The organism is Pseudomonas sp. CMR5c (genome assembly GCF_003850545.1).
Taxonomy (GTDB): domain Bacteria; phylum Pseudomonadota; class Gammaproteobacteria; order Pseudomonadales; family Pseudomonadaceae; genus Aquipseudomonas; species Aquipseudomonas piscis.
The window spans coordinates 1,835,962-1,849,737 of record NZ_CP027705.1 but is presented as its reverse complement, the minus strand read 5'-3'; the positions used below and the strand labels follow the sequence as shown (position 1 = coordinate 1,849,737).

Sequence of the window (13,776 nt, the reverse complement as noted above, 5' to 3'; positions counted from 1 at the left end):
CTAGGGGCGAGGAGCGCGCACCAGGCGCAGGCTGGCGATCACCAGGGCGAACACCGCCAGGCTGGTGTTGTACAGCACCAGGGCCGGGATCCCGGCCGCCATGGCCAGCAGCGCCAGCCCCCAGCCCAGCCGCCCTGGCACGACGAAAGCCAGCAACGCCGCGCCCAGGGCGCTCCAGCCCAATACCTTGAAATGAATCATCCAACCCAGGCTGGAGCGCAACGAGCACTCCCAGCGGCCGGCCTCATCGATGCATACGCCCACCCAGCGGGCATCCTCCATGAAGCCATAGCGCAGGCCATAGCTGGCGGCCAGCCACAGCACCAGGGCCAACAGCAGCAAGAACAGGGGAAAGCGGCGAGACATGGGGCACTCCAGGCAATCAAAACGGCGCCCAGCATAATCCCCCGGAAACACTTGGCAAGCACCATGCACGCATAGCTATTCAGCCGAGGGTGGCAACGTGTATCGTCCGGCTACTATCACCACTACCCCCAGGCCAGACTGCCACGGACGTTATTTGCGCCCGCACATGGCACTTCGGCAGCAGCACGGTGGTCATAGCCTGCGAACCTCATTCGGCACCTTCCTTCTAGGGATACAGTCATGCTTCGTTCCTTGCGCCTCACCGCCCTGTTCGGTGGCCTTATCCTGAGTGCGTCCGCACTGGCGGTCGATGTCGATCCGGCCAGCTACGGCTACCCGTTGACCAATCCCTTCGAAGCCACCATCGCCACCACACCGCCGGACTTGCGCCCGGAGCTGCCCTCGGACGATGACATCCGCCAGTCCGACTACAACCTGACCCTGCGCCCGGAACGCGAATTCACCCTGCCGGACAACTTCTGGGCAGTGAAGAAACTCACCTACCGCATCGCCACCCAGGACCACGCCGCCCCGTTGATCTTCCTGATCGCCGGTACCGGCGCGCGCTACGACAGCACCCTCAACGAATACCTGAAGAAGCTCTACTACAAGGCCGGCTACCACGTGGTGCAGCTGTCCTCGCCCACCAGCTTCGACTTCATCAGCGCCGCATCGCGCTTCGCCACTCCCGGGGTGACCGCCGAGGACGCCCAGGACATGTACCGGGTGATGCAAGCGGTGCGCGCGCAGAACTCCAAGCTGCCGGTCACCGACTACTACCTCACCGGCTACAGCCTGGGCGCCCTGGATGCGGCGTTCATCAGCAAGCTCGACGAGACCCGGCGCACCTTCAACTTCAAGAAGGTCCTGCTGCTCAACCCGCCGGTCAACCTCTACACCTCGATCAGCAACCTGGACAAGCTGGTACAGACCGAGGTCAAGGGCATCAGCAGCAGCACCACGTTCTACGAGCTGATGCTGGCCAAGCTGACCCGCTACTTCCAGCAGAAGGGCTATATCGATCTCAACGACGCCCTGCTCTATGACCTGCAGCAATCCAAGCAGCACCTGAGCAACGAACAACTGGCGATGCTGATCGGCACCGCCTTCCGCTTCTCGGCGGCGGACATCGCCTTCACCTCGGACCTGATCAACCGGCGCGGCCTGATCACCCCGCCCAAATACCCGATCCGCGAGGGCACCAGTCTCACGCCATTCTTCAAGCGCGCCCTGCAGTGCGACTTCGACTGCTACCTGACCGAGCAGGTGATTCCGATGTGGCGCGCCCGTACCGATGGCGGCAGCCTGCTGCAACTGGTCGACCAGGTGAGCCTCTACGCCCTGCAGGACTACCTCAAGGCCAGCCCGAAGATCGCCGTGATGCACAACGCCGACGACGTCATCCTGGGCCCGGGCGACCTGGGCTTCCTGCGCAAGACCTTTGGCGATCGCCTGACCGTCTACCCCCATGGTGGCCATTGCGGCAACCTCAACTACCGCGTCAACAGCGACGCCATGCTGGAGTTCTTCCGTGGCTAAACATCTCCTGCTTATCGCTGCGTTGCTCTGCGCAGGCTATGTCCAGGCCGACGACGGCCATGCCGGCACCACCACCGCGCCCGACGCCGACGGCTTCACCGAGCCGCTGAAACAGCTCAAGTTCAACCCGGGGCTGGACCAGCGCGAGTTCGAACGCTCGACCCTCAGCGCGCTGAACGTCTACGATCCTCTGGAGTCCTGGAACCGCCGGGTCTATCACTTCAACTATCGCTTCGACCAATGGGTGTTCCTGCCCGTGGTGGACGGCTACCGCTACATCACCCCGAGCTTCCTGCGCACCGGAGTGAGCAACTTCTTCAACAACCTGGGCGATGTACCCAGCCTGCTCAACAGCCTGCTGCAGTTCAAGGGCCAGCGCTCCATGGAGACCACCGCCCGCCTGCTGGTCAACACCACCATCGGCATCGCCGGCCTGTGGGACCCGGCCACCAAGATGGGCCTGCCACGCCAGAGCGAGGACTTCGGCCAGACCCTGGGCTTCTACGGGGTGCCGAGCGGAGCCTACCTGGTGCTGCCGCTCCTGGGCCCCTCGAACCTGCGCGACACCGCGGGCCTGGCGGTGGACTACAGCGCCGAGTCGGCGATCAACTTCCTCAACGTCGCCGAAGTCAGCAAGAACCATCCGGAGCTCTGGCTGTTGCGTGGCGTCGACAAGCGCTACCAGACCAACTTCCGCTATGGCGAGCTGAACTCGCCGTTCGAGTACGAACAAGTGCGCTACGTCTATACCGAAGCGCGCAAACTGCAGATCGCCGAGTAACCTTCCGTCACGGCAAGCCCGGGCCTCCGGGCTCGCCACACGCCCCGCAAAATGCTCTAGCCCGGTACTTCCAGCCTCGACAGCAGCGCGATTCACACTGCCTGCAACCCGCCGCGATCCAGCCGCCATGGCCGTGAAACCCCGGAAAAACCGAGGCCTCGTAGCGCACAAACGAACTTAAAAAAACAAATGTGAATTTTTTATTAACTTATTGTGACGGTCGGTGTAAGCTCCAGCGCAACACAGCTAAGGAAGCAGTAACGTGTTCTACGATAATCAGGGACTGATGTCGTCCATCCTCGCTATTCCTCCCCGGCGTTCACCCGCCAATCTTCAGCACCAACTACCGCACAGGTCGATCATGGTCAACTTGCGCCCGTGATTATTGCTGTGCAGATGTTTGCCCGCTGAACTGCCGGTAACTTCCAGCCAATACGAAACACATTGATCCCCCAAGATCCAGGCCATTGCGTGCTGGTTCCCGGGAAGTGCATCACTATTGCCCGCTGAAAACCAAATAGGCAGATTCCGGCAACTAACGAGGGCTGGTCGATGTATTCGGCCGGGCCAGTATTCCGTCAAGTAATTCAGACATCCGTTACCATGAAACTATCGGCCAGACCCCAGTCCCGCGTGCAGCGTTACTTCAGCGAGTTGCCTCTTTTCATCTGGATCCTGTTCATCGGGACCTTCATTACCCGAGCGACCTCGATGATGGTCTGGCCATTCATCTCCGTGGTGCTCTATACCCGCTTCGACTTCAGCCCGACCTTCATCGGGCTGGTGCTGACCCTTTCGATCGCCATCTCCTCGGCAGTCAGCTTCTACAGCGGCTACATCTCGGACAAGATCGGCCGGCTGAAGATCATCATCCTCGGCTGCGTGGTCGCCACCCTGTCCTACTGCCTGCTCGGCCTGTCCGGCAGCGCCCAGGGCTACATTGCCGGTACCTTGCTGGCCAACCTGTCCTGGGCCCTGGTCAACAACCCGATCAAGACCGTGATCGGCGACATCATCGAGTCCCGCCCCCTGGTGGAGCGGGCCATGCACCTGCGCTACTTCTTCCTTAACGCCGGCGCCGCGGTAGGTCCCTACCTCGGCCTGCAACTGGGGATCAGCGCCGGCTCCCTGGCCTTCGTCCTGGTGACCCTGTCCTATGTCCTGCTGCTGCTCGGCGTGGTGGTGTTCGGCCGTGGCATCGTGCTCAAGGCCATCAACAGCACCAGCTTCGCCAACACCATGAAGGTCCTGTCCCGGGACCACATCTTCCTCGCCCTGGTGCTCAACAACATCCTGATGATGTTCATCTTCGGCAACTTCGACTCCAGCCTGCCCCAGCTGATCACCGCCATCGGCTTCGAAGGCTACCTGGGCTTCATCGCCTCGCTGATCGTCCTGCACGCCACCACCATCGTCCTTTTGCAACTGCCGCTGTCCGGCGCGCTGGCATCCTGGAGCCTGAACGCGAAGATCTATGTCGGCAGCGTCCTGCTGATCGCCAGCGAATTCATCTTCGCCCTGGCCGCCCACCACTATGAAACCAAGGCCCTGTGGTACAGCGCCGTATTACTCATGAGCATCAGCCAGACCATTCTGTTCCCCTGCATCAACATGTTCGTCGACAGCCTGGCTCCCAACAACTTGCGGGGGGCCTACTTCGGTGCCGCTTCTTTGTATGGAGTTGGATTTTCCCTGTCGCCCATCGTTGGCGGGCTCTTCATACAGTGGCTCGACGGTACTGCGCTATTCATTTTCCTGGGCATTGCCAGCAGCCTCATGACTTATATCTTCTTCAGCATCTTCAAACATGCCGGCAAGCCCCGCCAAACAGCAGATGACAGTTCCGGCACGGCATCCCCCGTATCCAGCGGCTGAATAAAGTCGGCGCGACAAACGACTTCTATATCAATTACTACAACTTCAACTGATATCTCAGCGGCCCAGCCTCGCCTGCAACTTCTATCGCTTATATAACTTCAACCAGGAGCATTAGATGCCCATCCAGAACTATGACGTGATCTTGTGCGGTGCCGGCCCAGCCAATATTTCGCTGCTGCCGGAGCTGATTCGGAACGAACAAGCTGGCCGCTGCCTGATCCTGGAAAAGAACCATGTCGTAGGCGCCGGGGAAATCGGCCAGTACCGGATCACCGCCAACTCCCTGGGGGGCGTATTCCTGGAAAAATTCCAGGACCAGGAAGATCGGCTCAGCCGCTTCCTCAAGGACACCCCGCAATGGCGCTACTTGCGCGAAAACCAGGACCGGGCCGTCGAGCTGAGCCAGGTCGGCGCCTTCCTCGAACAGATCGCCGCCTTCGTCATGGCCGACAAGGCCCTGCGCCAGCGCTTCGTGTTCTCCACCGATAGCTGCGTCCAGGCGATCCGCCAATTGCCCGAGGGCGGCTACCTGGTCAGCTACAGCCTGGATGGCGTGCTGATGCAGGCCCAGTGCCGCAAGGTCATTTGCAACCTCGGCGGGCAGCCCCAGCAACGCGGCCCGCGCCACGCCTCTTGCAACATCAACTCCGACGAGTTCATCAAGGGTCTGCACGACCGGCAATTTCGCACATCGGCCCCGGACTCGGTGGCCATCCTCGGCTCGTCCCACAGTGCGGTGTCCTGCCTGATCCGCCTGGTGGAGCAACTGGATTACCGGGGTCCCATCACCCTGCTGGCCAAGCGCGACTTCAAGCTGTTCTTCGACTGTGCCGAGAACGCCCGGGCCCAGGGCTATCACTTCACCGACGCTGACGTGTGCAACGCCAGCGGGCGAATCAACCGCTACTCGGGGCTGCGCTACGACTCCTTCGAGTTCGCCCGCAAGGTGCAGCGAGGGCAGATCGACAACCTCCAGGTGGTGGATATCTCCACCCGGTCCCCGGAGCAGGTCGACGCCTTGATCAACTCCAGCGCCGTCTTGCTCAACAGCACCGGCTACAGCGCCAGGGCCGTGGAGTTGCTGGACGCCGACAGCCGCCCGATCCAGTTGCAGCAGGACGCCCACGGCCTGCTGACCAATGCCCGCCTCAACCCCATGGCCGTGGATGGCCGGGCGCTGGAGGACTTCCATACCTTCGGCCTCGGCTCAGGCATCAAGACCGGTGGCGACAGTGGCGGCGAAGAAAGCTTTTCCGGGCGGATCGACGGCGTGTGGGTCTACCAGCACGTAGTGCCCGGATTGATATTTGGTAAATAAGGAAATTCCAATGAATAACAATACAGCCATCCTGCTTTGCGCGGGCCGAGGCAGCCGCCTGGCCAACCGAACCGAAAACACTCCGAAGCCGTTGGTCCAGACCAACGACATCGCCTTCATCGACAACGCCCTGGCCAACCTGGAACGGCTCGGCGCCGGCAAGGTGGTGGTCGTGGTCGGCTACCAGGCCGAGACCATCACCGCGCACCTGGAGCAGATGAACACCAGCCTTTGCTTCGAGTTCGTCTACAACCCGGACTGGGCCACCACCAACAACATCTATTCGCTGTACCTGGCCCGGGAACATATCGGCCGGGACACGCTGATCATCGAAGGCGACATCTACTTTTCCCAGCACTGCCTGGAACAGCTGATGGCCAAGTCGGCTGACCTGGTCACCCTGGTGTCCGCCCTCGGGCCGAACATGGAAGGCACCTACACCACCATCGAGAACGACCGGCTGCTGGGTTTCGGCTCCACCAAGGAGGCTGGGCACCAGACCCTGGACAGCCACTACAAAACCGTCAACCTGTACAAGATCGGTACGCAGGAGTTCGCCCGCTATGTGGTCCGCCAACTGGACCTGTACATCGCCCGGGGCGACAAGAACACCTACTACGAAGATGTCTTCAAGCAGGCCTCGCTGGACAGCCAGTGGAACATCCAGCCGGTGATCGTCGACAACACCCAGTGGTACGAAGTCGACAACTACTACGACCTGACCATCTGCAACTACATCTCCCACCAGGATCGCCTGGGCTTCGTGCAGAACCGCCACGGCGGCTACTGGCGCTACCCGCTGCGCGACTTCGCGCTGATCTACAACTTCCATTTCCCGCCGCAACAGCTCAAGGACAAGATCAAGGACAACTTCGAGCACATCCTGCTCAACTACCCGGGCGGCCGCCGGCTGATCGAGGAGTCGCTGGCCGAGTTCATCGATGTCCCGGCCCAACGGCTGTGCGTGGCCAACGGCGCGGCGGAGATCATCAAGATCCTGCCGGACCTGTACCCGGGCAAGGTGCTGGTCACCGTGCCCTCGTTCAACGAGTACGCCAACGTCTTCGGCGAAGACCGCACCCTGTGCCTGCACACTCGCGAAGCCGAGGCATTCGCCATCGACACCCAGGCGCTGTTGGCGCTCTGCCATGAACAGCGCCCCTCGGTGGTGGTGATCGAGTCGCCGAACAACCCCACGGGCGCCCTCACCCCGGCGGCCACGCTCCAGGCCCTGGCCCGCGAGCTGCAGGCGCTGCAGATCGCGTTGATCGTCGACGAATCGTTCCTGGACTTCTCCCGCCATGCCGACCAGACCCTGCTCCACGTCCTGGACGAACACCCCAACCTGGTGGTGATCCGCAGCATGAGCAAGACCTTCGGCATCGGCGGCATTCGCATCGGCTACCTGGCCAGCGCCGACCAGGCGCTGCTCAAGGCCCTGAACGCGCAGTTGCCGATCTGGAACCTCAACGGCTTCGCCGAGGAATTCCTGCTGCACCTGCCGCAGTACAAGGACCAGTACCTGGCAAGTTGCCAGACGGTGATCGGCGACACCCTGGACCTGCAGATCGCTCTGAACGACATCGACGGCCTCAGCAGCTTCGAAACCGAATCGAACTTCGTCTATTGCAAGACCCACTACGCCGACGCCCGGACCCTCTGCCGCCTGCTCCTGGAGCAGCATCACATCTACGTCAAGGAATGCTCGGGCAAACGCAACGAGGGTTCCGACCAGTACCTGAGGATTTCCTGCCGCACCCGCGAGGAAAACATCGAGCTGCTGCTGGCCCTCAAGAACGTCATGGCACAACTGGCCCGTCATCATGGCCATGCCCATCAACAGGAGAACGACCATGCATTCGCCTAAGCGCGTGGTGATCTGCGGCAAGGGCGAACTGGCGATCTTCGCCTGCCGCTACTTCCAGGACCACCCGGACTACCTGCTCAGCCACGTGGTCGCCGACCCGTTCGAACCGGTGAGCAGCGAACAGACGCTGATCGACTACTGCCACCAGCAGCAGATCCCGGTGGTCGAGGACGGGCGTTTCGAGAACCTGCCGGGATACGCCGAGCAGGCGTTCTCCTGCGACCTGTGCCTGGTGATCTTCCACAAGCGGATCCTGCCCAGGGCCTTCATCGATTGCTGCGCCAAGATCCTCAACCTGCACCTGTCCTACCTGCCCCACTACCGGGGCGTGCGTCCGGTGAACTGGGCACTGAAGAACGGCGAGCGGCGCCACGGCGTGACCCTCCACGAAATCAACGAGGGCATCGACGACGGCCCGATCCTCAGCCAGGTGGCGTTCGATATATTTCCCGAGTTCGAAGAGGTCGGCGACACCTACCAGCGCGCCATGGGGTATGCCCGGCAACTGCTCAGCGACAGCCTGCCGCTGATCTACCGCATCACCCCGGTGCCCCAGGACCATGGGCAGATGAGCATCTACTACGAACGGGACAATCTGCGCCTTGAAGAGCGCATGACCTTCACCAAGGCCAAGTCCCTGGAGCTGCTGGCCCAGAGCGCCGCGAAACCCGCCTGAGGCGCATACCGCCCCTCCCGACGGCCGGGTCGGCCCATTGGCATGACCCGGCCCGTGCCAACCGGAGCCTGCGATGTACGACCTGATAGCGTCCGACCTGGACGGAACCCTGCTGTTGCCAGGGGACCGGATCGGCGACTACACCTGCAATACCCTCTGGCAGCTTCACCAGGACGGCCGTCAGATAGTGCTGGCCACCGGCCGCCACCAACGCGATGTCCGCTCGCTGATGGGCAAGCGGCTACCGCCGGTGCACTTGATCACCGCCAATGGCGCCAGCATCGCCAGCGCCTGCGGCAACCTGCGCCTGGTCCAGGAACTGGACAACGAGCTGGTGCGCAAGCTGATCGCCAGCGCCACGGACCGCCAGTGGGTGATCAACGCCTACTGCCAGGCACAGTGGCTGATCAGCGACCACTACCCGAACCTGGACAGCTTCAGCCAGAACCCGGCGTTCCAACCGACGCTCTGCGCGCCGGCGGATTTTCCCGAGCAAGGGATACAGAAACTGTTCTTTTTCCATCACGACCAGGACCACGCGGCGTTGGCGCGCCTGCAATCGCGCCTCGACGCCTGCTTCGGCGCGCGGATCAGCAGCGTTTTCTCCTTTCCCTGGTGCCTGGAGGTGATGGCTGGCGGGGTCAGTAAAGGCCATGCCCTGCAGCGCCTGGCGCAGCTGCTGGGGGTTGCCCTCAAGCGCTGCGTGGCCTTTGGCGATGGCATGAACGATGTGTCGATGCTGGCCAAGGCCGGGCAAGCGGTGGTGATGGATAGCGCCCACCACGATGTCCGGCGGGCCTTGCCGGAGGCCGCAGTGATCGGCCACTGCGGCGAGGAAGCCGTGGCCCGCTACCTGGCCACGCTGCTGCCGGTCTAGGCCGCTTGGCCGCGGACGGCGCGCCAGGCCTTGCTGGCCAGGGTCACGCCGAGCAAGACCACGGCACCAGCGACGATCCCGGCCACGGCATTGAGCAGGGTCGGCATGAGCAACGAAAAACCACCCACCAGGCTGGCGCTGCGCGCGGTGAGCTCTTCGATCAGGTGGTGGGCCGCCGGCACGCCGTGGGTGAGGATGCCGCCGCCGACCATGAACATGGCCGCGGTACCGATCACCGACAGGCTCTTCATCATGTAGGGCGCGGCCCGCAGGATCGCCCCACCCACGCTCCTGGCCAGTTGTCCCGGCTTGCGCGCCAGCCACAAGCCCAGGTCATCGAGCTTGACGATGCCGGCCACCAAGCCATAGACGCCGACGGTCATCACGATGGCGATGCCCGACAGCACCACCACTTGCTGGGCCAGCGGCGCGTCGGCAACGGTACCCAGGGTAATGGCGATGATTTCGGCGGAGAGGATGAAGTCAGTGCGCACCGCGCCCTTGATCTTGTCCTTTTCGAAGGCCACCAGGTCGGTGGCCGGATCCGCCACGGCCTCGATCAGCTGGTCATGGGCCGCCTGGTCCTGGGCCTTGCTGTGGAGGAACTTGTGGGCCAGCTTCTCGAAACCCTCGAAGCACAGGTAGGCGCCTCCGAGCATCAGCAGTGGAATCACCAGCCAGGGAGCGAAGGCGCTGATGGCCAGGGCCGCCGGCACCAGGATCAACTTGTTGCGAAACGAGCCCTTGGCCACGGCCCAGACCACCGGGACCTCCCGTTCGGCGCGAACCCCGGACACCTGCTGGGCATTGAGGGCCAGGTCATCGCCCAGCACACCGGCGGTCTTCTTCGCCGCCATCTTGGTCATCAGGGCCACGTCGTCCAGCACCGCGGCGATATCGTCGAGCAAAACCAGCAAACTGCTTCCTGCCATGGGCCAGGCTTCCCTGCGTGAAATGAGGCGCGCAGCATACCGCGCCGCAGGAGGACCAGGCGAGATGCCGGCAAACGGTCGCCACCCCCTCTCGAATGCTGGCAAGACCACGGCCAATGGGCATTCTTGAGCCTTTCGCGAGCCCGGTGCTACCATGCGCAACCGCCGAACAGGCAAGGAATCCCCCGGTTTATGAGCACCATCCGCGAGCGCAATAAAGAACTGATCCTGCGGGCCGCCAGTGAAGAATTCGCCGACAAGGGCTTCGCCGCGACCAAGACCAGCGATATCGCCGCCAAGGCCGGGCTGCCCAAGCCCAACGTCTACTACTACTTCAAGTCCAAGGAAAACCTCTACCGCGAGGTGCTTGAAAGCATCATCGAGCCTATTCTCCAGGCCTCCACTCCATTCAATGCCGATGGCGTGCCCAGCGAAGTGCTCAGCGGCTATATCCGCTCGAAGATCCGCATCTCCCGCGACCTGCCCTTCGCCTCCAAGGTGTTCGCCAGCGAGATCATGCATGGTGCCCCGCACCTGAGCCCGGACCAGGTGGAACAGCTCAACGCCCAGGCCAAGCACAACATCGAATGCATCCAGACCTGGATCGACCGTGGCCAGATCGCACCGCTGGACCCGCACCACCTGATGTTCAGCATCTGGGCCGCGACCCAGACCTATGCCGACTTCGACTGGCAGATCTCGGTGGTCACCGGCAAGGCCAAGTTGACCGAAGAAGACTACGAAGCCGCCGCCCAGACCATCATCCGCCTGGTGCTCAAGGGCTGCGAACCCGAATCCGCATAACCCCCCTCATGACGTCGCCCGGTTCACGGGCGCCACGGGGTTCGTGTGGCCGCTGCCCCAGGCTGCGCACGACCCGGCACGAGCCGCCTGGTGGCTATCGGCAATCAACCTGAGGTACCGCGTCCCCCGGTTTGGCGGGCGCTGCGCACCCGATCGCAGCCTCGCAGGCTCGACAGCGGCTACACGTACTGCGTGACCTAGGCGCTGACGCCGGCATCCGCGGCCAGGCCCTGGGCTTCGATGGCGCTGATGGCGCACTGCTCGTCAATATCCGAGGTATCGCCACTGATGCCGATGGCGCCAATCACCAAACCCGCCTGATCACGAATCAATACCCCGCCCGGTGCCGGCACCACACTGCCCTGCCCCAGGCTGTTGAGCGCGCCGATGAAGGCCGGACGCTGCTGGGCATCCAGCGCCAGCAGGCGCGAGCCCTTGCCCAGGGCGATCGCCCCCCAGGCCTTGCCGATGGCGATCTGCGGGCGCAGCAGGCTGGCGCCATCCTCCCTTTGCAAGGTCACCAGATGACCACCGGCATCGAGTACCGCGATGGCCAGTGGCGCGGCACTGATGTTGCGCCCCGCCTGGATGGCCTGGTTGGCCAGGTTGACTGCGACTTTCAAGGTTAAAGCGCTCATGGGTGCCGTCCTCATCTTGTTATTGGAAAGCCTGGTGAAGCTTCTTTCAGGAGAAGCTCGATACAACGAATAGAACACAATGAACTTTGTTTTTGTATACAATATTTATTGAAATATAGCCAATGCGACAAAATGACACCGGTTTATCAGGGCTCAAAGCGCAGCTGATCGCTTCCAAGAAAAGCCATTGACCTGTGCTGCTCGCCATGAATACACTCTGCGCAAAGCCACTTGTATACAATTACAAAACGTAAGAGGCACAAAATCATGAGCAAAATGAGAGCAATCGAAGCCGCCGTTCTGGTGATGCGCCGTGAAGGGGTCGACACCGCCTTTGGCATCCCGGGCGCCGCCATCAACCCGCTGTACTCTGCCTTGCAGAAGGTCGGCGGCATCGATCATGTGCTCGCTCGCCACGTCGAAGGCGCCTCGCATATGGCCGAGGGCTACACACGTACCAAGGCCGGCAACATCGGTGTGTGCATCGGCACCTCGGGCCCCGCCGGCACCGACATGGTCACCGGCCTGTACAGTGCCTCGGCCGACTCCATCCCGATCCTCTGCATCACCGGCCAGGCTCCCCGTGCCCGCCTGCACAAGGAAGACTTCCAGGCCGTGGACATCACCAGCATCGTCAAGCCGGTGACCAAGTGGGCCACCACCGTGCTGGAGCCGGGCCAGGTGCCCTACGCCTTCCAGAAAGCCTTCCATGAAATGCGCTCCGGCCGCCCGGGCCCGGTACTGATCGACCTGCCGTTCGACGTGCAGATGGCGGAAATCGAATTCGATATCGACGCCTACCAGCCCCTGCCCCTGGCTAAACCCTCGGCCACCCGGGTCCAGGCCGAGAAAGCCCTGGCCATGCTGGCCCAGGCCGAACGACCGCTGCTGGTGGCCGGCGGCGGGGTGATCAACGCCGATGCCAGCGAGCTGCTGGTGGAGTTCGCCGAACTCACCGGCATCCCGGTGATCCCGACCCTGATGGGCTGGGGCAGCATTCCCGACGATCACCCGCAGATGGTGGGCATGGTCGGCCTGCAAACCTCCCATCGCTACGGCAACGCCACCCTGCTCAAGTCCGATGTGGTGCTGGGCATCGGCAACCGCTGGGCCAACCGCCACACCGGCTCGGTGGACGTCTATACCGAAGGCCGCAAGTTCATCCACGTGGACATCGAGCCGACCCAGATCGGCCGGGTCTTCACTCCCGACCTGGGCATCGTTTCCGACGCTGGCAGCGCCCTCACCGTACTGCTGGAAGTGGCCCGCGAGTGGCAGGCGGCCGGAGAGCTCAAGGACCGCAGCGCCTGGTTGCATGACTGCCAGCAGCGCAAGGCCAGCCTGCAACGCAAGACCCACTTCGACAACGTGCCGGTCAAGCCGCAGCGGGTCTACGAGGAAATGAACCAGGTGTTCGGCAAGGACACCTGCTACGTCAGCACCATCGGCCTGTCGCAGATCGCCGGCGCGCAGTTCCTCCACGTCTACAAGCCGCGCCATTGGATCAACTGCGGCCAGGCCGGCCCGCTGGGCTGGACCATTCCGGCGGCCCTGGGGGTGGTCAAGGCCGATCCAAGCCGCAAGGTGGTGGCACTGTCCGGGGACTACGACTTCCAGTTCATGATCGAAGAGCTGGCGGTGGGTGCGCAGTTCAACCTGCCGTATATCCACGTGGTGGTGAACAACTCCTACCTGGGGCTGATCCGCCAGGCCCAGCGCGGCTTCGACATGGACTATTGCGTACAGCTGTCCTTCGACAACCTCAACGCTCCCGAGCTCAATGGCTACGGCGTGGACCATGTCGCGGTGGCCGAAGGCCTGGGCTGCAAGGCCCTGCGAGTATTCGAGCCCAAGGACATCCAACCGGCCCTGCGCCAGGCCCAGGAACTGGTCGAAACCTTCAAGGTGCCAGTGGTGGTGGAGATCATCCTGGAACGGGTGACCAATATCTCCATGGGTACCGAGATCAACGCCGTCAACGAGTTCGAGGACCTGGCGCTGGTGGGCAACGACGCCCCCACCGCCATCGCCCTGCTCGACTAACCAGCCAGCACAACTCCCGTAGCCGCCCAGGACCGCGCTCGAGCGCCAAGCCAACGC

At 62.7% G+C, this 13,776-nt stretch carries 12 protein-coding genes; 9 read left to right on the top strand and 3 right to left on the bottom strand.

Annotated features, from left to right (window positions below):
- Entirely contained in the window at positions 1 to 366 is a 366-nt protein-coding gene (locus C4K40_RS08645) for a hypothetical protein (RefSeq protein ID WP_053135017.1), read from the bottom strand.
- A 240-nt stretch (positions 367 to 606) separates the two neighbouring features.
- Here C4K40_RS08645 and C4K40_RS08640 point away from each other — a divergent pair, with 240 nt between their 5' ends.
- From C4K40_RS08640 to C4K40_RS08610, 7 genes are all read left to right on the top strand, one after another.
- Positions 607 to 1,905: a serine/threonine protein kinase gene (locus C4K40_RS08640; protein WP_053135019.1), complete on the top strand. Its 1,299-nt coding sequence runs from the start codon at positions 607 to 609 to the stop codon at positions 1,903 to 1,905.
- Positions 1,898 to 2,686, top strand: coding sequence for a VacJ family lipoprotein (locus C4K40_RS08635; protein ID WP_022643095.1), 789 nt, complete (start codon positions 1,898 to 1,900; stop codon positions 2,684 to 2,686). The genes C4K40_RS08640 and C4K40_RS08635 overlap by 8 nt, the downstream gene beginning before the upstream one ends.
- 603 nt (positions 2,687 to 3,289) lie before the next feature.
- A complete protein-coding gene (locus tag C4K40_RS08630) occupies positions 3,290 to 4,561 on the top strand; it encodes an MFS transporter (protein ID WP_083456949.1) in 1,272 nt (423 codons plus the stop codon).
- Positions 4,562 to 4,679: 118 nt separating this feature from the next.
- Positions 4,680 to 5,882 (top strand): hypothetical protein, encoded by a 1,203-nt coding sequence (locus C4K40_RS08625; RefSeq protein ID WP_053135022.1) that lies wholly within the window; start codon positions 4,680 to 4,682, stop codon positions 5,880 to 5,882.
- 10 nt (positions 5,883 to 5,892) lie between these two features.
- Positions 5,893 to 7,749: an aminotransferase class I/II-fold pyridoxal phosphate-dependent enzyme gene (locus tag C4K40_RS08620; RefSeq protein WP_083456950.1), complete on the top strand. Its 1,857-nt coding sequence runs from the start codon at positions 5,893 to 5,895 to the stop codon at positions 7,747 to 7,749.
- Positions 7,736 to 8,425: a formyltransferase family protein gene (locus C4K40_RS08615; protein WP_022643091.1), complete on the top strand. Its 690-nt coding sequence runs from the start codon at positions 7,736 to 7,738 to the stop codon at positions 8,423 to 8,425. Before C4K40_RS08620 ends, C4K40_RS08615 begins: the two co-directional genes overlap by 14 nt.
- Before the next feature lie 73 nt (positions 8,426 to 8,498).
- On the top strand, positions 8,499 to 9,302 hold the full coding sequence (locus tag C4K40_RS08610) for a Cof-type HAD-IIB family hydrolase (RefSeq protein ID WP_053135025.1): 804 nt from the start codon (positions 8,499 to 8,501) through the stop codon (positions 9,300 to 9,302).
- Here C4K40_RS08610 and C4K40_RS08605 read toward each other — a convergent pair.
- A complete protein-coding gene (locus C4K40_RS08605) occupies positions 9,299 to 10,234 on the bottom strand; it encodes a DUF808 domain-containing protein (RefSeq protein WP_031321205.1) in 936 nt (311 codons plus the stop codon). The genes C4K40_RS08610 and C4K40_RS08605 overlap by 4 nt on opposite strands.
- Before the next feature lie 192 nt (positions 10,235 to 10,426).
- On the opposite strand from C4K40_RS08605, the gene C4K40_RS08600 reads away from it, so the two are divergent.
- Complete coding sequence (locus C4K40_RS08600; protein WP_022643088.1) at positions 10,427 to 11,038, top strand: TetR/AcrR family transcriptional regulator; 612 nt, start codon at positions 10,427 to 10,429, stop codon at positions 11,036 to 11,038.
- A 197-nt stretch (positions 11,039 to 11,235) separates the two neighbouring features.
- Here C4K40_RS08600 and C4K40_RS08595 read toward each other — a convergent pair whose 3' ends face one another.
- Complete coding sequence (locus tag C4K40_RS08595; RefSeq protein ID WP_031321203.1) at positions 11,236 to 11,676, bottom strand: heme-binding protein; 441 nt, start codon at positions 11,674 to 11,676, stop codon at positions 11,236 to 11,238.
- A gap of 267 nt (positions 11,677 to 11,943) precedes the next feature.
- On the opposite strand from C4K40_RS08595, the gene gcl reads away from it, so the two are divergent.
- Positions 11,944 to 13,719: a glyoxylate carboligase gene (gene gcl, locus C4K40_RS08590; protein ID WP_031321201.1), complete on the top strand. Its 1,776-nt coding sequence runs from the start codon at positions 11,944 to 11,946 to the stop codon at positions 13,717 to 13,719.
- The last annotated feature ends 57 nt before the right edge of the window (positions 13,720 to 13,776 follow it).